9 protein-coding genes are annotated in these 22,148 nt (G+C 73.5%); 7 read left to right on the forward strand and 2 right to left on the reverse strand.

Going from position 1 to position 22,148, the window contains the following annotated elements:
- Positions 1-79: 79 nt before the first annotated feature.
- Complete coding sequence (eccD, locus tag ACZ6Q9_RS25615) at positions 80-1,468, forward strand: type VII secretion integral membrane protein EccD (protein WP_393257944.1); 1,389 nt, start codon at positions 80-82, stop codon at positions 1,466-1,468.
- A gap of 50 nt (positions 1,469-1,518) precedes the next feature.
- Here the strand turns inward: eccD and ACZ6Q9_RS25620 are convergent, their stop codons facing one another.
- Positions 1,519-2,265, reverse strand: coding sequence for an SUKH-3 domain-containing protein (locus ACZ6Q9_RS25620; protein ID WP_393453237.1), 747 nt, complete (start codon positions 2,263-2,265; stop codon positions 1,519-1,521).
- 140 nt (positions 2,266-2,405) lie between these two features.
- Here ACZ6Q9_RS25620 and eccB point away from each other — a divergent pair, with 140 nt between their 5' ends.
- The 3 genes from eccB to ACZ6Q9_RS25635 all read left to right on the forward strand — a co-directional run bounded on the left by eccB (position 2,406) and on the right by ACZ6Q9_RS25635 (position 4,633).
- Positions 2,406-3,833, forward strand: a complete 1,428-nt coding sequence (gene eccB / locus ACZ6Q9_RS25625) for a type VII secretion protein EccB (RefSeq protein WP_393453239.1) — start codon at positions 2,406-2,408, stop codon at positions 3,831-3,833.
- Positions 3,834-3,998: 165 nt separating this feature from the next.
- The gene (locus ACZ6Q9_RS25630; RefSeq protein WP_393257938.1) at positions 3,999-4,328 is read left to right on the forward strand and encodes a WXG100 family type VII secretion target; all 330 of its coding nucleotides are present in this window, start codon (positions 3,999-4,001) and stop codon (positions 4,326-4,328) included.
- A gap of 17 nt (positions 4,329-4,345) precedes the next feature.
- Positions 4,346-4,633 carry a WXG100 family type VII secretion target gene (locus ACZ6Q9_RS25635; protein WP_396829832.1) on the forward strand — a complete coding sequence of 96 codons (288 nt, stop codon included), beginning with the start codon at positions 4,346-4,348 and terminating at the stop codon, positions 4,631-4,633.
- Positions 4,634-4,820: 187 nt separating this feature from the next.
- Here the strand turns inward: ACZ6Q9_RS25635 and mycP are convergent, their stop codons facing one another.
- The gene (gene mycP / locus ACZ6Q9_RS25640) at positions 4,821-6,116 is read right to left on the reverse strand and encodes a type VII secretion-associated serine protease mycosin (RefSeq protein WP_393453241.1); all 1,296 of its coding nucleotides are present in this window, start codon (positions 6,114-6,116) and stop codon (positions 4,821-4,823) included.
- A 154-nt stretch (positions 6,117-6,270) separates the two neighbouring features.
- Between mycP and ACZ6Q9_RS25645 the strand changes: the two genes are divergently transcribed.
- The 3 genes from ACZ6Q9_RS25645 to ACZ6Q9_RS25655 are packed head-to-tail and all read left to right on the forward strand — an operon-like array spanning position 6,271 to position 22,097.
- The gene (locus ACZ6Q9_RS25645; protein WP_393257931.1) at positions 6,271-6,663 is read left to right on the forward strand and encodes a YbaB/EbfC family nucleoid-associated protein; all 393 of its coding nucleotides are present in this window, start codon (positions 6,271-6,273) and stop codon (positions 6,661-6,663) included.
- Positions 6,660-7,001, forward strand: coding sequence for a hypothetical protein (locus ACZ6Q9_RS25650; protein ID WP_393257929.1), 342 nt, complete (start codon positions 6,660-6,662; stop codon positions 6,999-7,001). Before ACZ6Q9_RS25645 ends, ACZ6Q9_RS25650 begins: the two co-directional genes overlap by 4 nt.
- A gap of 45 nt (positions 7,002-7,046) precedes the next feature.
- The gene (locus ACZ6Q9_RS25655; protein ID WP_396829835.1) at positions 7,047-22,097 is read left to right on the forward strand and encodes a toxin glutamine deamidase domain-containing protein; all 15,051 of its coding nucleotides are present in this window, start codon (positions 7,047-7,049) and stop codon (positions 22,095-22,097) included.
- Positions 22,098-22,148: the final 51 nt, after the last annotated feature.

Here is a 22,148-nt window from a genome sequence, read left to right on the forward strand (position 1 = left end):
GGCACATGGTAGGTAGCCTCTTCTCGTCATGACAGCCGCGGGCCCTATCCGGTCCGCTCCTCGTCCCGAGGGGTCATCAGTGGTCACCCAGGCCGGAACCGGACTTGTGCGCATCGCCGTCGTCGCCCCGAACCGACGGCTCGATCTCGCCCTGCCCGAGCATCTGCCGCTCGTCGGGCTCCTCCCCGCGGTGCTGCGGCAGGCGGAAGAGCACCCGTCGGACGGGACGGCACACGGTGGCTGGATGCTGCGCCGCACCGACGGCACCGCCGTCGACCTGAACCGTACGCTCGCCGCGCAGAACGTCCGGGACGGCGAGACGCTGCACCTGGTGCCGCGCCGCACCGAGTGGCCCGAGCTGGCGTACGACGATCTGATGGAGGCTGTCGCGGACGGTGCCCGCCGGCGTGGTGTGGCCTGGAACCCGCTCGCGACCCGGCTGACCGGTCTGATCGTCGCCGGTGCGCTGCTGCTGCTCGGCCTGGCCGTCATCGTCGCATCCGACGAGCCCGGCTGGCTCGGTGGCGTGATCGCCCTCGGCACCGCCGGGGTGCTGCTGCTGGTCGGGATCGTGCTGTCCCGGGCGATGGCCGACTCCCTCGCCGGGGCCGTGGTCGCCGCCGCCGGTCTGCCGTACGCCTTCGTCGGCGGCACCCTGGTGATCGGCACCGGAGAGTCGGTCTGGGCGCTCGGCGCGCCACACGTGCTGCTCGGTTCCGCCGTCCTGCTCCTCACCGGCCTGCTCGGCTTCCTCGGTGTGGGCGACGCGACCCGGGTCTTCGTGGCGGCGGTCTTCGCCGGGTTCTGGGGCATGCTCGGCGGCCTCTTCGCCCTCGGCTCGATGGACGCGGCGCAGGGCGCGGCGATCGTGGTCAGCGCGGTGACCCTGCTGCTGCCGGCGATGCCGCTGCTCGCCGTGCGGCTCGGCAAGATGCCGATGCCGGCGCTGCCCCGCACCGCCGAGGACCTGCTGCGCGACGAGCCGCAACCCCGGCGCGAGTTGGTCTATCAGGCCACCGCCCGGGCCGACGAGGTGCTCACCGGCATGATCTTCGGCTCGTTCGTGGTCACCGTCGGCTGCCTGACCGTGCTCACCGCACACGGCTCGGTCGCCGCCCTGCTGCTGGCCGGAGTGGTCGCACTCGGTCACCTGCTGCGGGCCCGGCTGGTGCCGACCGTCCGGCACCGCGTGCCGCTGCTCGCCGTGGGCCTGGTCGGGCTGGCCCTGCTGCCCCTGGTCGGCGCGGCAGACGCCGGAACGGTGCTGCGGGTGCTGGCCGTGCTGCCGGTGGCGGTGGTCGCGGCCGGGTTCTCGGTCAGCGCCGGGCTCGCCTACAGCCGGCGTGCCCCGTCGCCCCGACTGGCCCGCCTCGGGGACCTTCTCGACATCCTGCTGCAACTGGCCGTGGTGCCGGTGGCGTGCAGCGTCCTGGGCCTGTACGCGTTCATGCGCGCGCTGAACGGCTGACGCCGGGCGCTAGCCACCGGTCCGTCGAGGGTGTCCGGGGAGCCGAAGGCTCACAGGGTGACGTCGCTGACCGCCGGTGCCTTGCCGCCGCGGATGAGCGCGACGATCGCGGTGTCGATGTCCGGGCCGAGGAAGAAGTCGTCGGCCCAGTGCAGCTGGAAGACCCGCCCCTGAGCATCGATGACGAGTTCGGAGGGCCCGTCGGCGTTGTTGCCGAGCGGGAAGACCGGGTTGCCGTACTCCTCGGCGAAGATCTCGGAGCCCTCCGCCAACACACCGCCCCGGGTGGGATGGAGGGCGCTCCCGAAGCCGCCTCCCGGCTCGCCGTGCCCGCCGAACTGGGGCAGGCGCAGGCCGCCGAATTCGACCAGGGCGGCCCGTGCCGCCGGGAAGAACTCCAGCCCGGCCAGTTCGTCGGCGAAACGGGTCAGCCACAGGTCGACGGCGGCGGTCATGTCGCGGCCGGGGAACCAGCCGGCTTTCTCCAGCACCTCGCGGACGTCCGGCGGGAAGCGACCCTCGGCGGCGCGGTGCTTCGCGTACCGTTCCGCGATCGCCGGGGCGGGCATCGACGGCCACTGGGACAGCTCCCCGGTCTCCCGGTCGATGACCGCGGTGGGTTGTCCGGTTGCCGCCGGTGGCCGGGGTGGCCCGTTCGCTGCCTCCGGCTCGGGTTCACGGCGAGAGGCGATGAAGCCCAGATCGAACTCGTACAGGTCGACCTCCGGTGCCGGTCCGGGGTGGCCGGCGGCAGCCCATTGCCGGGCGCGGGCCAGCGCCTCCTCACGACTGATCATCGGAACTCCCTCGGGCCGTGGTCGTCCTGGTCGCCGGCTGCGACCGGGTGCCGGCACCACCCTGTTCGGCGCGGTGCCTATCGTAGGCACCGCGGTCCGGCGCTTCCGTCCGTGCCGACCGTACGCCAGGGGAGGATGCCATGCCGTCGCGGCGGGACCAGGTCCAGTCGTACCAGTTCTTCGTCCAGCGGATGACGTCCGCGCTCGTGGCGCGCGAACCTGATCCGGAGGCCGCGCCGTTCCGGCGGCTCGGTGGCGCCGGCTTCGCGGGCATCATGGTCGCGGTGCTCTGCCTCGCCGCGGTGGGCGTCTACGGCCTGCTGCGTCCCGGTGGCGCCACCAAGTGGAAGGCGGGCGGGGCGGTCGTCCTCGAGAAGGAGACCGGCACCCGATACGTCTACCGGGAGGGCCGGCTGCACCCGGTGGTCAATTACTCGTCCGCGCTGTTGGCGATGGGGTCGGCGGTGCCCACCGTCTCCGTCTCCCGGAACTCGCTGGTCGGCACGCCGCGCGGCCCCCGGATCGGCATTCCGGACGCACCGGACGCCCTGCCCGACCCGAAGCGGATCCTCTCCGGGCCGTGGACGCTCTGCACCCAACCGGCCCGGAACCAGGCCGGTGGGACCGTGGCCACCACCGTGCTCACCGTCGGCCGGGCCCCCAGCGGCGGACGTGAGATGGGCGATACCGCGCTGTTGGTCCGGGACACCAAGACGAGCCGGTTGCACCTGATCTGGCACGACCACCGGTACGAGATCCGCAACCAGAAGATCGTCCTCGAAGGGCTCATCATGACCGCGGAGCCGGTGGTCGAGGTGGGCGGGGCGTGGCTCAACGCGCTGCCCGCCGGCGAACCGATCGGCACCCGGACGGTGGCCGGCCGGGGTGAGCCGTCGGACGCGCTGCGGGATGCCCGGGTCGGCCAGATCTTCGTCGTGGAGAGTCAGAACGGCAGCCGCCAGTACTACCTCGCCGACCGGGAGCGGCTGGCTCCGCTGACTCCGCTGCAGGCCGACGTGTTGCTGGCCGACCCGGAGACGCGGGGGTCGTATCCGGACGGGTCGACGCCCCGGGCGGTACCGCTCGCGGCCGGCACCGCCGCAGCCGCTCCCAAGGCGTCGGTCCCTGCGGCGGGGCCTCACCGCGCGCCCGACCAACGCCCCGAGGTCGCCCGGCTGACCGGCGACCAGCCGGCCGTCTGCGCCGGCTACCAACCGGGGCACGACGAGCCGACCCTGCTGTTGGACGCCCAGGTGCAGCCGGTGAAGGAGCCGGTACGCACCGGCGAGCAGACCGGCGACGGCATCCCGCTCGCCGACCGGGTGGTCATCGAACCCGGGTACGGCGTGCTGGTCGCCGCCATGCCGTCGCCGGACGCCCCGACCGGCACCCTGAATCTGGTCACCGACCTGGGTTACCGGTATCCGTTGGCCTCCGAAGATGTGCCGGGGATGCTCGGCTACCAGGGTGTGCGGCCCGTCGAACTGCCGGCGAGTCTGGTCGTCCGGCTACCGGCCGGCCCCGCGCTCGACCCGGCGAGTGCGAAACGGGCGCTGGACCCGGAGTGACCGCACCCGCCACAGTGGCGCACGTTGCGGGTTCGAATGCAGACCGGCCTAGCGTCGGCTGGACGCGACCCGTTACGGTTCGTACGAGAAATGGTGCACGAGCGCCGTAACAATGGCTGCCCCCAGCGACGCGGGGCGATCGACGAGGACGGGGGTGACTCCACCATGACGATGCGTACCGACACCGGCTTGATGGTGAAGACCGAGGGTGACGTAGATGCCGTCGCCGACCGGCTCACCAGCAACCTGAACGGGCTGATGGACCAGCTCACGCCGCTGTACGACCAGTGGAAGGGTGCTGGTGCGGGCTCGTTCCAGCAGGTTCGCGAGCGGTTCGACCAGGACATGGCCCGGTTGAACGTGGCACTGCGTGCCATCGCCGAGGCCGTCGGGTCCGCCGGTAAGGACTACGACGTCAGCGACGAGGAGATCCGGTCCGAAATGGACTCTGCCGGTGCCACCGCCGGCCAGATCACCGCGGCGCTCAAGCTCTGACGGGGAGGGGTTCCGAGATGGAAATCCGTTACAACTTCGGTGCGTTGAACGCCGCGGCGGACAGCTGCGGTGGTGCCATGCGAAACCTGACCGGCGAGCTCGACGGGCTCAAGTCCGGCATCGCGCCGCTGCTCGCGACCTGGGACGGTGACGCCCGCGAGGCGTACTTCCGTCGGCAGAACGACTGGGAGGCGGCCGCCAACGACCTGCGTGACCTGCTCGGCCGGATCGAGAAGGCGCTGCGCGAGTCGGCGGTCAAGATGCAGGCCCGCGAGGCCGCGAACCGGGCGAAGTTCGGCGACTGAGCCCAACCGTTGAGTGTCGATGGCCCGGCCCCGTGCCGGGCCATCGTCGTTCCCGCCATCGTCTGACGACGCAGGCCCGGCTTCGGACGCGCATTGACGACGCAGGCCCGGCCTCGGGCGTGCCCTGACGACGCAGGCTCGGCTTCGGGCGTGCCCTGACGACGCAGGCTCGGCTTCGGGGTTGTCTTCAGCCGCGGGGCAGCGAGGTGGGCACCCGGAAGAACGCCTCCTCGGGCTCGTCGACCTCCCGGACCGGGGGTGGCGGCGCTGCCGGCCGGGTCGGCCGCCACCGCAGGCGACGTCCGCGCGGCAGCAACGAGGCCGCCGCGCCGATGGCGAGCGCGATGGCCGCCACCACCAGCCCGCCCCAGAGCGCCACCCGGCCGAAGACGCTCCACCGCTGCGCGCGCTCCTGCGCCGCCGGGTCGTACGACGGGTCGGGCAGCGGGGGCTGGGCCACCGGAGCCCCCTTGGTCAGCCGCTCGGTGACCGCCCGGTACGGGTTCAGCACGCCCTGTCCGTAGCCCTGCTCCGGATTCCCGCGCGCCGGGTCCACCGTCGCGACCAGCCGACGGGTGACCTCCGCCGCCGACAGGCCCGGCTCGGCGGAGCGGATCAGGGCGGCCGTCGCGCTCACCAGCGGGGCCGCGAAGCTGGTGCCGCTCCAGACCGCGTGGCCGGAGAGACGGGTCGCCGCCACCACCGCGCCGCCGGGCGCCACGAGATCGACGTACGGCCCGACCTGCGACTGCTTCACCCGCGCGCCCTGCTGGTCGATCGCGCCGACCCCGATCACACCCTCGTAGGCGGCGGGATAGGGCACCGGGTCGGGACGCTCGCCGTCCTGGTGCAGGTTGCCGGCGGCGGCGATCAGCACCACGTCCTTCTCCCGCGCGTAGCGGATCGCGCTCTCGACGGCGGGGTCGGGGCGGTAGAGCGTCACGGACATGTTCACCACGTCCGCGCCATCGTCGACCGCCCGGCGGATGGCCTGCGCGAAGACCGCTGTGGAGACGCTTCCGCCCTGGTCCTCCCCGCCCTCGTTGCCGGCCCGTTCGCTGACCCGGATCGGGACGATCGTGGCGTCCGGGGCTAGGCCGTGGAAGCCGACGCCGTCCTGCGGACGGGCGGCGATGAGGCTGGCGACCGCCGTGCCGTGCGAGACGCAGTCGACGTCGCCGCCGGCGGTGCCGCGCAGCGCGTCGAAGCCCTTGGCCACCCGGCCGCTCAACTGGGCGTGGTTGCCGTCGGAGCCGGAGTCGATGACCGCCACCCGCACCCTCGCGCCCGTGCTGAACGGCCACACCCGTTGCGGCGCGAGCCACTGCTGGTGCCACGGGGTCGCGCTGATGACCTGCCCCGGATCGCTCGGGTTGTCACAGACCGCCGGGGCCGCCACGGCCCGCGCCGGCGTGCCGAGGATGGTCGTGCCCGTCAGCGCCACCACCAGGGCAGCAGCGGACGTACGACGGCCGAGGGCCATTCCGCGCTCACCTCCAGTCTGCACGGCGTCGGTGCATCGTAGCGATCCTCGGAACTGGACCGGATACCCCGATGTCGCGCCGGTTCAGTATGGTCGACCTGTCACGCCGTCGGTCGGATCGCGGCGGCACGTGGACGTGCAGGGGGAGGACGCCATGGACACGCAGGCGATGCGCGCCCGGGCCGACGAGCTGATGGCCCAGTTCGAGCGGATGCGTTCGGGCGTGGGTGACCTCCAGCAACGACTCAAGGCCGTGAACGCCACCGTCACCTCCGACGACGGGTTCGTCACCGTCACCGTGGGCCCCCGAGGCCAGGTGGTCAAGGTGGAGTTCGACCCACGCATCTACCGGCGGCCGAACTCGAAGGAACTCTCCGCCACGGTCACCGACACGATCCGGCGGGCAACCGAGAAGGCGATGGCCGACGTCGAGGAGCTGTTGCGGCCCTTCGTGCCGGACAGCCAGTTCCAGGCGTACATGGACCACGACCTGGACGGCATCTTCCGTCAGCTGGACAGCGAACTTCCACGGGAGGACGACCGATGAGTGACCCGAACGAGACCTTCGTCAACCCCGACGGCGCGCGGGACGGCGGCCGTCGGCTCGGTGTCGCCGGCTCGACGCTGGCCAGCCGCTGGGCGCAGCACGCGGCCACCATCTCCTCGCTCAACGCCTCGGCCCCCTGGGGCACCGACGAGCCGGGCAAGGAGTTCAACAAGCACTACCTGGAGGGTAAGGACGCCCCCGCCACCAGCGTCCTCACCGGCGGCAAGACGATCGTCGACCTGGTCAAGGTGCTGGGTCCCGACGTGACCAGCGCCGTCGACGGCACCGTCGAGGTCGACGACATGGTCGACAAGTGGTTCGGCGGCGAGGACAAGTAACCTCCCACTCTCGGGCGGTCAGATCAGGGCAGAGAGGCACAACAGGTGGCGGTACCGAATCCCAAGGCCTCGCTCGGCGAGTACGCGTGGGTCTGGGACGCCATCTGCTGGGTCAGCGCCGGTGAGGCGTGGCCCACCGGCGACGAGGACCGGATGCGCGACCTCGCCGACGCGTGGAACGGCCTCGCCGAGACGATCAACGACGCTCTCGCCGACGCCGACCCGGCCGCCATGAAGATCCTCCAGAACTGGGGCGGCGGTGCCGGCGAGGCGTTCGGCCAGCTCTGGAACCAGCTCGGCGTCGATCCGGGCACCGGCCTGCCGTTGATCCAGGAGGCAGCGTCCGCCTTCGCCAGCGGCTGCGACAACGCGGCCATGGAAATCGAGTACGCGAAGCTGACGGTCCTCATCGCCGTGATGATCACCGTAATCGCGGTTTTCGTGGCGCTGCTGATGGCCTGGCTGGGTGGGGTGTCGGCCGGAGCGATCCCGGGCATCCTCGCCGCCGGCCGGCAGGCCGTGACGGTCGCGTTCCGGCGGCTGATCGCGCAGATGGGCCGGCAACTCCTCACCCGCGCCGGGATGCAGGCGGCCCTGCGCACCGTCGGCACCCAGATCACTCGGCGGGTCACCAGCGAGGCGCTACGCAACGCCGGGCGGCGGTTCGCCCTCGAACTCGCCGAGGAGGTCGGCGAGGAACTCATCATCGACATCGGCGCCCAGGCGTACCAGATGAACGCCGGCACGCGGACGGAGTGGGACGTCAAGCGTACCGCCACCGCGGGCATCGGCGGCGCCTACGGCGCGATCCTCGGCACCGGCCTGAACGCCGGCACCCGCTTCGCCCGCAACAACGTGGCGCCCCGGATGCCGGTCTCGTTCAGTCCCCCCGCGATGAACTTCCGGGGCGCCGGGGTCGTCCGCTGGGGTGGCAACTCGCTCGCCGCCGGCCTGCAGAACGCGGTCATCTCGCCAGCCGCCAGCGTTCTGGCCAACGCCACCATGACCGGGCAGTGGAACATGCCCGGGGCTGACGCGTTCCTCGGCGGCTTCGCCAGCGGTGCCGGTCGCGGCGGGGCCACGATGGCGGCCAGCAACCTCGGTAGCGGCATGGCGAACCTGCACAACCGGCTCGCCGGCTTCGACCCCGGCACCACGACGGGCATCGGTACCGGCACCACGACGGGCACCGGCACCGGGAACCCGACGGTCGGCGGGGCGAACCTCGGCAACCTCGGCAACGGCACGGGGACCGGCGCCGGCACGGGAACGGGCAGCGGTGCCGGCAGCGGCGGCGCGGGCTCGACCTCGGGTTCCGGTTCGGGCAGCGGGTCGGGTTCGGGGTCGGGTAGTGGCTCGGGTTCGGGCTCCGGTTCAGGGTCGGGCAGTGGGTCCGGCTCGGGTTCGGGTTCCGGTAGCAGCTCAGGCTCGGGGTCGGGCAGTGGGTCCGGCTCGGGCAGTGGGTCCGGCTCGGGCAGTGGGTCCGGCTCGGGCAGTGGGTCCGGCTCGGGCAGTGGGTCCGGCTCGGGCTCCGGTTCAGGGTCGGGCAGTGGGTCCGGTTCGGGTTCGGGCAGCGGTTCGAGCGGCAGCAGCCAGGGCGACGGGAGCGCCGACGCCGGCCCGAGCAACGCGCCGACCTCCGGGTCCGGATCGATCTCGCTCGCCCCACCGACGGCCGACGCCGGCGCCCCGCCGGCCGCGGACACGTCCGACACGTCGGCCACGGGCACGTCCGACACGTCGGCCACCAGCCAGGGCACCGATCCGGGCACGAGCGACGGTACGCCGGCCGCCGGTACCCCGGTCACCGCCGATGCGCCGGGCACTGGCCTGGTCACCGACCAGGGCTCCGCCGACGCCGGTACGGGCACGGGCTCCGACTCGATTTCCTCGACCACCGGCGGCATCCAGGACGGGTCGTCCACGACCAACGTCGGCAGTTCCGTGGGGCCGTCCTCCGAGTCCACCGTGGATGTTCCGCCGTCGCAGACCACCGACCACTCCGGGACGAGCGACACCACGTCGGACTCCGCGGCTGATCCGCTCGCCGGCGACCAGGCACCCGCGGTCGTACCTGGCACGACGGTGGGCACCTCCGTAGCCGGTGGACCTCCCGGCACCGTGCCGACGGCGCCGAGCAGCGGCGGCACCACCACGAACCCGGCCGTGGTCGGGTCGACGGCAGCGACGACCGCACAGCCCACTGCCACCACGAACGCTCCCGCCACGAACGCGTCGACCGCAAACGCCCCCACCACGAACACGTCGGCCACGAACGCGCCCACCACGAACGCGCCAGGCACGAACACGAGCAGCCAGACCGGGACGGGCACCCAGGCCGCGCCGGCGACCAACACCGGTACGAACACACAGCCGACCACCGGCCGCCCGACACCCACCGTCAACCCGACCACGGCGAACTCGGCGGGTTCCATTTCGCTGGGGCCCGCCACCACGCCGTCGACCAGCGCCCCGACGACGAGCACCGCGCCGGCCAGCGGCACCAACCAGGGCACCCCGAACCAGCCGGGCACCCCGGCGCAGCAGGGCACGACCAGCCAGCCCGACACCGGCCAGGCCAGCCCGTCCGGACGGCCGGAGGGGCGTACCCCGCTGGTCGGTGTCGGGCCCACGGACGTCGCCGCGGCGCCGGACGGCTCGACCCGCCCGGACGCCACGCCGGCCGTCCCCGACGCGACCGGGACCAACCCGTCGAGCACGCCGGACCCGTCGGCAGGCCCGGACGCCAACACCGACGCGACGACGGACCCGGCGGATGCAGTTCCGGCCCAGCGGACCTCCGCCGACGGCGTGGTGGTCGTCCCGGTGTCGACCGGCAACGGTCCGAACAGCGGCACTCCGACCGCGCCGAACGCCAACAACGGGACGGTCGACCCGACCACGCTGACCCGCTCCACCAGCCCGACCGGTCGCGGCACCTACAGCTGGCACCTCGACCCGATCACCGTCCCCGGCGACCCGAGCGGCCCGGACGCCGAGCGGATGCTCATCGAGGCGTCCCGGACGCTGGCCGAGACCGTCCGGACTGCGGTCAAGGCCAAGACGATCTCCAAGGGCAAGATGCCGGGCATGGCGGGCGCGCTGATGATGCCGAACGGCGACATCACCACCCACACCAGCATGAGGCCCGACAAGGGCACCACGCCGCCGACCCAGCCGGCGGTGCACCCGCTCGCTCAGGCTGCCCTCGGCCGGACCGCAGTCGCCTTGGGCAACAGGACTGGCGCCGGCCACGGTCAGTGCGCTGAGGTCGCGCTGGTATCGGATCAGCTCTACCGGCTTGAACAGCAGTGGCGAACGGTTGGCGAGCCAGGGACCTTCGAGCAGTACGCCCTGGACGCCTTCCAAGGGTCGAAGATCGTCACGCACCAGGTCGCCACCGGCTTCGATGACACTGGGGTTCGGTACGACCTGGGCCACTACCGGTCCCCGTGCCGTTCCTGCACGCACTTCCTGCCGCAGTTCAACGTCGATCCGATCACGGATCCGGACAGGTCGCCGTCGGTCTACCAGCCGCCGGTGCCCGGGGTGGTCGGCAACGGGCGACCGCTGAGCGACTCCCGTCCGTACGGGGATCCGCAGGGCCTGGTGCCACCGGACCAGGCCGACCAGCAGGCACTGGACGATGCCGTGCCCCGCAACCCGGACACCGGCCGGCCGGAGGTGCACCCTGACCCCCGCGTGGGCAACTGGGCGGGTCTGGTCAACGACGGGGGCCCGACGGTCCCCGGCCGGGACCGGAACTGCGCCGACGCCGGTCTATCCTTCCTGTCCACCTGGTTCGGTCGGCCGGAGGTGGCAGCGGCCACGGCGGACGCGACGACCGTCGAGCGCAACAGCACTGCCCGGCAGGAACAGGCGTTGCGCACCACCTTCAGCCACCGCGGCACCGGCACGTCCGGACTGGCCGAGATCGCCGCCGCTCTTCAGGACGCCGGCCACGGCTCGGCTGCCCTGATCATCACCACCTCCACGGACTCCAGCGGCCGGGCGCACACCTGGAACGCGGTGAACCACCACGGGACGATCGTGTGGGTCGACGTCCAGGCGCGGACGGTCTCCGACACCGGCCCGATCTACAGCGCCGGTGTCGACAACGTCTGGTCCATCACGCTCGATGCCCAAGGTGACCCGATCACGCCGGGCGTCACCCGGACCGACACGGACGCCCCGACCGCCGGACCGGACCCGGTGCCGCCACACTCCACCGCACCAGCGGATCAGAACTCCGAGATGAGCGCCGGCGACCCCACGGCCGCCCAGGAGCAGTCGGGCGCCGCAGAGAGCGACTACCTGGGCGAGCTGTCGGGCACCGAACGGGCAACGCTGCTCGACGCCGTCGCCGCGGCCCAGCAGGACGCCGACCAGATCCTCGCCGAACTGCAGGGCGTCGCCGCCGACGTCAACGCGCAGCTCGGGCTGACCGGCGAGGACGCGCTGCGGACGCTGGGCGAGGAACACCGGGTCAAGGGCGCGGAATCGCTGGCCCGCAAGTTCCGCACCGAGCTGGCGCCGATGGGCTATGACCTGGACAGCGCGCTGCAAACCGTCAACGACGTCGTGCGTTTCTCGGTTCGCGGCCCGGAGTCCGAGGCGTACGGGCCGGCCGTCGACCAACTGCTCAGCACGCTGGAAGCCAGCGGCTACCAGGTCACCGACCTGAAGAACTTCTGGCATTCCGGTAACCGGTTCTTCGGGCTGAACTGCACGCTGGTGTCCCCGAACGGCCGTACCTTCGAACTGCAGTTCCCGACAGCGACCAGCTACGCCATCGGTAAGCAGACCCACGTCCCGTACGAGGTGATGCGGGATCCCGCCTCGCCCGTCGTCGCGCAGGTCCACGCGTACCTCGACATCTTGGCGATCAACAAGGCGAACGGTGCGGCGGCGGCCATGCCCGGGGGCATGGACAGTCGGCCGGAGCGATTCGGTACGCCGAAGGACACCAGCTTCGCGGCCTGGGCTGCCAAGCCGGCCCAGGCGGATCTCTTGCAGGAGTACGCCGCCGAGTTGGCCGCGCAGGGCCGTACGTTCCAGGAAGCCCTCGCCGAGCGAGGGTTGGACGCCTCCGACCTGCCCGGCTTCGATCCCGCCTCTCTGGGGAGCACAGATGGCCGAACCCAACTTCCGATACCACCTGTTGTTCCGCCCGGACAATCCGGAAGTGCCGGTCAACGTGATCGCGCTGCTCCGGAGCAGCGGACCGACCCAGGCCGTCATCTGGGATCGGCCGACCAAAACGTGGAACTTCCGACCGGACGTGGCGACGGCGATCCTGTACGCGAATCCGGAGCGTCATCTGACCCGAGCGGTCGACCGGGCCACGGCGGAACGGGAGACGGCCCACTTCACGACGGTTCCGCTGCCGACGGAAGCGGAGTTGACGGAGATCTGCCGCCAGGCGACCTGACCGTCAACGACCCGGCGGCCGAGGAGACGGCCGACACGTCGACCGAGGAGACGGCCGGCGAGCAGACCGTCGAGGAGCCGCCCGGGGACGACGACCAGGCCCAGGGCTACCCGGACATGCAGGGCTGGCCGATGCCGGACACCCGGCGTTTCGGGCCGGACGAGCTGGCGCCGCTGGAGGATCCCCAGTTCCAGGACGATGTCGCCGACAGCCTCTGGACCCCCGACGGGTACGCCGTCTTCGCGGATCCGTCCACCCACCCGTACGGCCAGCTGATCAACGACGGTGGGTCGGGCCAGCCCGGCCGGAGCAACAACTGCATCGACTGCTCCCTGGCGGCGCTGGCCAGCTTCTTCGGCGATCCGCAGGTGGCCCTGCCGCGCTGGCCGGACCAGCTCGAGGACGGCTCTGTCGACACCGCGACCGGCGAACTGGACGGCTTCGGCCGGGTGCAGAGCTGGATCGGCGGCGAGTGGACCGGCGACAGCGACGCGCTGCCGTCCACTCCCACCGAACGCGCTGCGGCGGTGACCGAGCGGTACCAGCAGCTCTACCAGCGAATCCACGACGCCGGTCCGGGGTCGGCCGCGGTCGTCGTCGTCGAGTGGCTCGCCTTCGACGAGAACACCGGCGAGCCCCAGCTCGACGAGGACGGCAACGTGCGCGGGGCCGCGCAACACGCCTTCCTGATCGTCTACCCCGAGGGCGCGGACGGGCCGGTCTGGTGGGACCCGCAGCAGGGCGACACCATCTCGGACGTGCTGCCCGGCGACTATGTTGATGGGACGTACGACCTGTGGTCGATGGAGGTGCAGCCGAGCGATGCCGATGACCAGGGAGGAAGCCCGGCAACTGATGACCCGCCTGCTGGGGACCAGCAACCCGGTGGCGGTGTTCCCGTTCGAGTTCGGCTGGGCGGCCCAGGAGACGCTCTCTCCGCAGGAGCGGGCGCAGGGCAGGCATCTGGGCCAGGGGGTCTTCATCATCGACGAGACGGGAGTGGTGACGGCCCATCCCAGCCTGCCGCCACCCCTGGTGATCAAGCGGTACGCGGCGGCACGCCGGCAGGGCCGGGTGACCGGGCGGCAGGTGTGGCCGAAGGTGGACCAACCGGACTGACCTCAACCGACGTCGACCTCGACGCCGACACGACCGCACCGGGCGTCGACACCGACACGACCGCACCGGGCGTCGACACCGACACCGACCACACCGCGCAGCCGGCGACCCCGGGCAACAGCGACACGTCCACCGACGGCAGCGTGCCGACGAGCGAACCGATCACCGCGAGCGCACTGCCCGGCACGGCCTTCCACGGCGAGGGACGGGCGCAGGCCGATCCGGACGCCGTCCTCGACCAGGCGCGGGCCGCGCTGCCCGGTGTGGCCGCCCACGCCGGCGTGCAGGCCGTGACCGCCCTGACCGACGGGACGTACCAGGTCACCCGCGCCGACGGCAGTCAGTTCAACCTCCGGGTGACCAGCGGGCCGGTCGCCGACCATGCGGCCGCCAGCAGCGTGTTCGACACCGACGGTACGGCCGTGGTGACGGTCTCCGACCGGGCTGCCGACGCGGTGATCGGGCGTGCGCTGGCGCACGAGGTTGCCGAGCTGTCCGCCCTCGGGCAGCCGTTGGCGGAGGGCGCGTCGGTCGTCACGCCGCTCACCCGCGCCGACGTGGCCGAGCTGGTGACGGCCGCGCACCAGGTCCGGACCGCGGACAAGTGGTCCCGGTCGGCTGCGCGACGCGAGCTGGCCGCCATCGTGGACCGGCTGGGCCTGCGTGACGGCATGCTCGGCGCCGAGCAGCGAGTCGCGGCCCTGCCCGCCGAGGCGCGGGCCGCGCTGGCCGACGCGACCAGCCAGCGTTCGGCCCGGACGAGCGAGCGCTCCCGGCTGCGCGCCGACCGCCGCGCCGCCGAGGCGGAATCGAATGCCCGCCCCCTCGGTCTGCCCCGGATGCGGACGTACCTGGTCACGCATCTCACCGTGAACTCTCTCCTGGCCGCGCTGGCGGCGAAGCTCACCCTGGACGCCGGCGGCCGGCCGGAGGTCGCCCTGATGCTGGGCGCCGGCGCGCTCGTCGGGGCGATCGCCACCGGACCGGCGAAGTGGCTGGCCAAGCGGGCCGGCCTGGTTGCCGAGGACCGGCGGGCGCGGTACGACGCCCGTCAGGACGCCCGCAGCGCCGCGGAGACGGACACCACCACCGGGGAGGCGCTCGCCGCCCGCACCGGCGACGCGACCTCGGCGCTTCAGGAGCTGGGCGAGGCGGTGACCGGGCTCGGCGAGCAGGCCGCGGCCGTCCAGGAGCAGCTGCGCCAGAACGAGCGCCGGCACCGGCTGATGGGCCGGCCCCGCCGGTTCGGGCCGGTCGGCGGGGACCCTTCGGCGGCGACCGGCCGCGGCCCCGGCAGCGGTACGCCGACGTCGACCGACGGCCAGAGTGGTCCGCCCGTCGTCGGGTTGACCCCGCACGAACATGGGCGGCTCGCCGAGTTGCGCAGTCTCGTCGCCCGTCACGACGGGGCGCGGCCGTGGTCCCGGCTCAGCACGGGCCGGGAGATCCGGGCGCTGCTCGACAACCTCGGGCTGCGGCAGGGAACGCCGGGTGCGAACCAGCGCCGGGACCTGCTGCCGGCCGACGTGCGGCCGCTCGTCGACCGGTTCGGCGACTCGCGGACGACCGCGGTCCGGGAGCGGGCCCGGGTCGTCATCGGCCGCCAACCGGCCGACGGGCAGCGGCCGGGCAAGGTCGCGCCCTGGTGGATCTCGGTGGCGGAGACCGCGCCGAACCTGCTGACGGCCGCCACGATCGCGGGGGTCGGTGACCTCCTCGGCCAGCTGAAGTTCGGCTGGTTCGGCATCGCGGGCGCGCTGGCCGCAGCGGCGACCGGCGCGGCGGTCGACCCGGTGATCTCCCGCAAGGAGGCCGCCGCCAAGGACGCCCGGGACACCTGGGACGCGGAACACCCGGCGCTGCCGGCGGAGGCGCTGCTGTCCCAGGCGGCCGAGGCGCTCGCCGACCCGATCGGCGCAGTGGCCGACCGCGCCGCGACCGCCGCCCGACGGACGGCCGACCTGGAGCAGCGCCTGGCCGACCTGGAGCGCCGACTCGCCGAGTCGCAGCGCCGCAACGGCCTCGCCGACTCGTTCCGCCGCCTGCTCTTCGGCGACCCGGCCTGGGCGGGGCTGGCCGCGCCGGACGTCACGACGACCCCCGGGCCCCGCGCGTCGACCGACCCGGCGACGTCAACCGACCCGGCGACGTCAACCGATCCGGCGACGTCAACCGATCCGGCGACGTCGACCGACCCGGCGACGTCAACCGATCCGGCGACGTCGACCGACCCGGCCGCAGCCGGGTCCCGCGACCCGCGCGACACGGCCTCGCTGCGACGGCTTGCCGAGCTTGCCGCGCGGCACGAGTCCGCGGGCCTGCTGGCCCGCCCGTCGGTGGCCCGGCAGCTGCGGGTCCTGGTCGACCAGCTCGGTCTGCGGGAGGGCACGCCGGGCGCGGATCAGCGCCGTGAGCTGCTGCCGGCGGAGCTGCGGCCGGTGGTCGAGCGGCACGGGCGTCCGGGCCTGGCCGACCGGGCGGCACGGCTGCTCACCCGCCCGCCGGCACAGGCGACGGACAGCGCCCAACGGCCGAGCAACGTGCCGAGCATCGGGGTCTACGCGGTCGAGCAGACGCCCGGCCCGTTGGTTCAGGCCGGGACGACGGTCGGGGTGGCCAAGGTCCTCCAGGTCGCCGCCGGGGCCGGGCCGGTCGGCATGCTGGCCGGTGGGCTCGTCGGTCCGCTCCGCGACCTGCTGCTCAAGCGCGTCGAGGCCCGGATCAAGGACGCCCGCCGGACCTGGGACCTGGCCAACCCCAACCCGGCGACGGACCCGACGTCACGGGTGGAGGGGCTCGCCGGCCCGTCGGCGACGGCCGTGACCGACGCCGCCCGGCAGCTCGACGCGGCTTCGCGGCGCCTCGACGACATCAACGCGACCATGGACCGGCTGGCGCAGAGGCACACCGCCTCGGCCGGGTCGACCGAGACCTCGACCACGCCCGGTAGCACGACCACGCCCGACCCGGCCGCCGGCGCGCCGGATCCGGCAGCCACACCGGACCCGGCAGCCGCACCGGACCAGGGCGGGACGCCCGATGCGACCGGTCCGGAACGGTTGAGCAGGGCCGACGCCTGGGAGTTGCAGACGGCCGCGCACCAGGTGCGTACCGCTGATCCCGTCTCCCTGAAGCCGGCCCTGCGCGAACTGCACGCGGTGATCGACCGGCTGGGTCTGCGGGATGGCATGCTCGGGGCGCCGGACCGGATCGCGCAGCTGCCCCCCGAGGCCCAGCAGGTGGTCGCGGAGTTCGGCGGCGACCGCGCCGGCCGGACGCGGCAGCTCCGCACGCTCCGGGCCGAACGGCGGGCCGCCGAGGACGCCCGTCCACCGGGCATTCCCCGCCTGCGCACCTACCTCGTGTCGAGTGTGCTGACCACCGGGGCGACCGCCGCCGCGGCGACCGCGGTCGCCGTCGCGGTGGCCAGTCCGCTGGCGCCGGTGATCCCCATCGCCGCGGTGGCCGCCGCGCCGGTGATCGGGGTGGCGAAGTGGCACGCCAAGCGGCAGGGCCTCGCCGCCGACGACGTGCGCAGCCGGTTCGACGCGCGCAGCGACGCCCGGGCCGCCGCCGACCGGGTGGACCAGGTCGTTGACCGGCTGAACGAGCCGATCGCCGAGCTGGAGCGGGCCGCCGACCGGCTCGAGGGCCGCCTGAGCGCCGCCGAGTCGACCACCGGCCGGCTGGCCGAGCGGCTGGCGGAGACGCACCGCCGCACCGGTCTGCTCTCCCGCCTCTTCGGCACCGTCGGCAGCGGCCGGACGGACCCGGCCGCGACCGGTCCGGAGAACGGCACCGGCCCGGCGGCCGGCCCGAACCCGGAGGGCAGCGGCGACCCGGACAACGGCGCCGACCCTGGGCGGATCACGGCGGCGGCGGTACCGAACTCGGGTTTCCACGGTCTGGGGCGGCCGGCGGCCGACCCGGCCGCGGTGCTGGACCTCGCCCGGGCCGCGTTGCCGCAGGTGGCCCCGTACGCCGGGGTGGACGAGGTCGCGGCGGTCGCGCCGGACCGCTTCGAGGTGCGCGCAGCCGGCCTGTTCCCGCTGCGGGTGGAGCTGACCGTCGGCCCGCTGACCGACGGGGTGGTGGCCCAGTCGACGCGCAATCCGGACGGGTCGTTCACGGTGACCGTCTCGGACCGGGCCGTGGACGGCGTCATCGCCCGGGCGCTCGCGCACGAGGTCGCGGAGCTGGTGGCGCTGCACGAGTCCGGGCAGGCCCTGGTCGGACCGCTCGACCCGGGCAACGTCGACGGGCTGATCGACCCGGCCGGCCTCACCGCGCACGACCGGGGCCGGATGGCCGAGATCCGCCTGCTCGCCGCCGAGTACGAGGCCGGCGACCAGGCCACCAGGCTCGCCGTACGCGCCGAGATCGACGCCCTCGTCGACCACCTCGGCCTGCGGGTGGGCGATTTCGCCGCACCCGCGCGGTGGGCCGCCATCCCGCGGGACGTGTTCACGCACCTGGTGCGCCTGAGCGTGCCGTCGGTGACGCCCGAGTCGGTCACCCAGGTGCTGCAGGGCGGCCCGGCGCTCACCGACGTCGAGCGGTTCCGGATGATCGACTATCGGGCCCGACTCGCCCCGGACTTCCAGGTGCCGTCGACCACCGAACTCGACGCGCGGCTGCGCGAGCTGGCGATGCAGGGCGAGCAGGCCCAGAGCAGCCTGCCGCGGATGCCCGCGTACGCCGGGCAGATCATCGCCATGCCGCCGGCTCACCTGGACCTCATCCGACAGGTGGATCCGCAGCTCGCCGACCGGATCGCCGCCGAGGGCGTGTACGTCGACCTGACCGGCCAGTTCGACCTGCGACCGTACGCGGTGGACAGCCAGCCCGAGATCGACCTGGGTGACGCGCGGCCGGCGTTCGACCTGGGTACGCCGGCCGGCAGGCAGGCCCTGCTGGTCGAGGACCGGGTCCGGGCACGCGCCGCGCTACGTGGTCTCGCCGGTGGCCAGCCGGTCCCCCTGCTCGCCACCCACGACTTCCACTACCTGGGCGCGGGCCGGGTGATGGGCCTGGTGCCGGACGCGCTGACCCAGGTGCTGCACGGGTTCAGCCCGATCGCCGAGGCGACGACCGGGGAGACCACCGCCACCGCCTCCGGCCCCGCGGAGACCGCCGCGGTCGCCGACCGGGTCACCCTGCCGGCCGCCGAGGCGGGCACCCCGGCCGTGGCGTACGGGCAGGCGCTCGACAGCCAGAACGGCCAGCCGCCGCCGCTTTTCGACGGGCCGCCCAAGCGCGAGGACGTGCAGCAGGGCATGCTCGGCGACTGCGGCATGATCGCGGTGATCGGCGCGGTGGCCGGCCACCTGCCCGCCGCACTCGCCGACCTGTTCCACGTCAACCCCGACGGAACGGTGGACGTGCTGCTGCACGAGAGCAGCCTGCCCGGCCGGTCGGTGACGCCGACCGGGCGGCGGCTGCGGATCACCGTGCAGCCGGACGTACCGCTGCGACCCGGCCCGGACGGCCGGACGGCCTACGCGGACCAGTCGTCGGTGGGCGTGGCCTGGGCCTCGCTGCTGGAGAAGGCGATCGCCGCGATCGACCGGACCTGGACGCAGGAACGCCACGACCAGTGGCAGCAGCAGTGGACCAACCGACCCGGCGTGGCCGACACCCAGGCCGCCCCGCTCGGCTACGCGCGGCTGAACAACGGCAGCTCGCGACTGGTGCAGGCGGAGCTGCTCACCCAGCTGACCGGCCTGCCGACGTCGGTGGACCAGCTGGACACCGCGCCCGGTCAGGAGGCGGTCGCCGAGGCCCGGCTGGCGGAACTGCTGGCCGCCGGCAGTCCGGTGATCACCGGCACCCGGCCGGCGTCGGCGTACCAGACCGCGACGCTTCCGCACGGTCTGTACGCCGGGCACGCCTACGAGGTGGTCGGCGTCGCCAACGGTCAGGTGCAGCTGCGTAACCCGTGGAACAGCAGCCACCCCACGCCGATGTCGGTGCGCGCCTTCCTCGACCTGATGAGCCCCTGGTACGCGCACGTCGAGCTGGCCCGTACCACTACCACCGCGGTGCCGAACTCGTCGTTCGACGGGCTCGGTCGGCCGACGGCTGACGCCGCGGCGGTGGTGGACGCGGCCCGGGCCGCGCTGCCCACGGTGGCTGGCGCTGCGCGGGCGGACCAGATCGTCGCGGTCACCCCGGACCGGTTCGAGGTGCGGGTGGCCGGCCTGGACCCGCTGTCGCTGAACGTGGCGGCCGGCCCGCTCGCCGACGGCGTGGTGGCCCAGACGGTGCGGAACCTGGACGGCTCGTTCACGCTCACCGTGTCGGACCGGGCGACTGACGCCGCGGTCACCCGGGCGCTGGCGCACGAGGTGGCGGAGCTGGTGGCGCTGCACGAGTCCGGCCAGGCTCTGGTCGGTCAGCTGGACGCCGACCACCGCGACGGGCCGATCGACCCGGCCGGTCTGACCGCGCAGGACCACGGCCGGCTGGCGGAGCTGCGGATCCTGGCCGCGTCGTACGCGGGCGCGGATCCGGCGACCCGGCTCACCCTCCGGGCCGAGATCGACGCCCTGGTCGACCATCTCGGGCTGCGCCTGGGCACCCCGGACGCGCCCGCCCGCTGGGGCGTCCTCCCCGGCGACGTGGCCACCCACCTGATGCAGTTGAGCGTGCCGCTGGTGACTCCGGAGTCGATCACCGATGTGCTCGGCGGCATCCCGGCGAGCACCGTCGAGCGCTTCCGCGCGATCGACTACGGGGCCCGGCTGGCTACGGGCTCCCAGGTGCCCTCGGCCGCCGAGGTGGATGCCCGGCTGCGTGAGCTGGCCGTCCAGGGTGAGCAGGCGCAGTCCAGCCTGCCCCGGATGCCGGCCTGCGCCGGGCAGATCATCGCCATGCCGCCGGCTCAGCTGGACCTGATCCGGCAGGTGGATCCGCAGCTCGCCGACCGGATCGCCGCCGAGGGCGTGTACGTCGACCTGACCGGCCGGTTCGACCTGCGCCCGTACGTGCTCGACCGCGCGCCGGAGTTCTGGCTGGCGGAGTCGCGGTCGGCCTTCGACCTGGGCACGGAGGCGGGGCGCCAGTCGCTGCTGGCCGAGGACCGGGTTCGCGCCCGGGTCGCGTTCCGGGCCGAGTACGGCGCGAACCCCGCCGCCATGGCGGTGCTGAACACGCACGACTTCCACTACCTGACCAACGCCCGGGTGCTGGCCCTGGTGCCGGACGTACTCACCCGCGCGCTGCGCGCGTCGGTGCCCGGCGCACCGCCAGTGGACGTGGAGGTCGACGCGACCGTCACGGCCGGCGAGACCGTGGTGGTCGCCGACCGGGTCACGCTGCCGGCCGCGGAGCCGGGCCAGCCCGTCCCCGAGTACGGCCGGGCACACCACGCGCAGACCGGCCAGACCGTTCCGACCTTCGACGGGCCGCCCCGCCGGGAGCAGGTGCGGCAGGGCATGCTCGGCGACTGCGGGATGCTGGCCAGCATGGCCGCCGTCGCCGCCCACCGTCCGGACGCCATCGCCGGGCTGTTCCAGCCCAATCCGGACGGCACGGTCGACGTGCTGCTGCACGAAAGTGCCCTGCTCGGGGACTCGATCAACCCGACGGGCCGGCGACTGCGGATCACTGTGCACCCGGACGTGCCGCTTCGCCCTGGCTACAACGGTGCGACCGCCTACGCTGATCAGTCGGTGAACGGCAGCTCCTGGGCGTCGCTGTTGGAGAAGGCGCTCGCGGCGGTCGACCGCACCTGGAGCACCGAACGGCACGAGCAGTGGCAGCGCGACTGGCGGTCGTGGCACAGCCCGAAGGATCCGCACGTGGCCGCGCCGACCGGCTACGCCCGGCTGGACGTCGGCAGCACCCCGCGGATGCAGGCCGAGCTGCTCACCCAGCTCACCGGAGTGCCGAGTCGCGCCGAACAGTTCGACACGACGCCGGGGCGGGAGGCAGCCGTCGAAGCCCGGCTGGCCGCACTGCTGGCCGCCGGCAGCCCGGTGATCACCGGCACCAAGTCGGAAACGGAATACCCCGCATCGATCCGTAAGAAGCTTCCGCACGGGCTCTACGCCGGTCACGCCTACGAGGTGGTCGCGGTCGGCAACGGTCAGGTGCAGCTGCGCAATCCGTGGAACAGGGACCACCCGACGCCGATGACCGTGCGGGAATTCCTCGACCTGATGAGCAGGGGCTTTGCCCACCTGGAGCCGCAGCCGACTCCGCCGCCACCGATGGCAGGTCCGCCAGCGGCACCGCCGGCCGTCCCCACGCCGCCGATCGCCACGTCGGACCCGCACACCTTGGGCCGCACCGATCTGGAGGACGAGCGCTACGCCCTCGTCTACTACGCCCTGCTGGCCACCAACGGTACGGTGAGTGGCCTGGGAGTGGTCGAGTCGTCTGAGCGGGGGCAGCGCTCGGCCCACTGGACGGCGGGCGGGGCACCGCCCGGTCCGGGGGGCTCACTGCCGGTCGGCCGGGCGGAGGCCGAGCGGATCGCCCGGGAGGTGCTCGGCTTCTCGCTGCCCGACGAGGCGACGCTGCACGACATGCTGAACGGGTGACCGTGCCGAGAAGAGAGCTGGGAGGAGAGCCGTTGCGCTCCTACACGGACG

This window comes from Micromonospora sp. NPDC049139 (assembly GCF_055586845.1).

Excerpts from the sequence above, each read along its gene's own strand:
- ACZ6Q9_RS25630 (WP_393257938.1), top strand. The coding sequence starts at position 3,999 with ATGACGATGCGTACCGACACCGGCTTGATGGTGAAGACCGAGGGTGAC.
- mycP (WP_393453241.1), bottom strand. The coding sequence starts at position 6,116 with ATGGCCCTCGGCCGTCGTACGTCCGCTGCTGCCCTGGTGGTGGCGCTG.
- eccB (WP_393453239.1), top strand. The coding sequence starts at position 2,406 with ATGCCGTCGCGGCGGGACCAGGTCCAGTCGTACCAGTTCTTCGTCCAG.
- ACZ6Q9_RS25635 (WP_396829832.1), top strand. The coding sequence starts at position 4,346 with ATGGAAATCCGTTACAACTTCGGTGCGTTGAACGCCGCGGCGGACAGC.
- ACZ6Q9_RS25645 (WP_393257931.1), top strand. The coding sequence starts at position 6,271 with ATGGACACGCAGGCGATGCGCGCCCGGGCCGACGAGCTGATGGCCCAG.
- ACZ6Q9_RS25620 (WP_393453237.1), bottom strand. The coding sequence starts at position 2,265 with ATGATCAGTCGTGAGGAGGCGCTGGCCCGCGCCCGGCAATGGGCTGCC.
- ACZ6Q9_RS25650 (WP_393257929.1), top strand. The coding sequence starts at position 6,660 with ATGAGTGACCCGAACGAGACCTTCGTCAACCCCGACGGCGCGCGGGAC.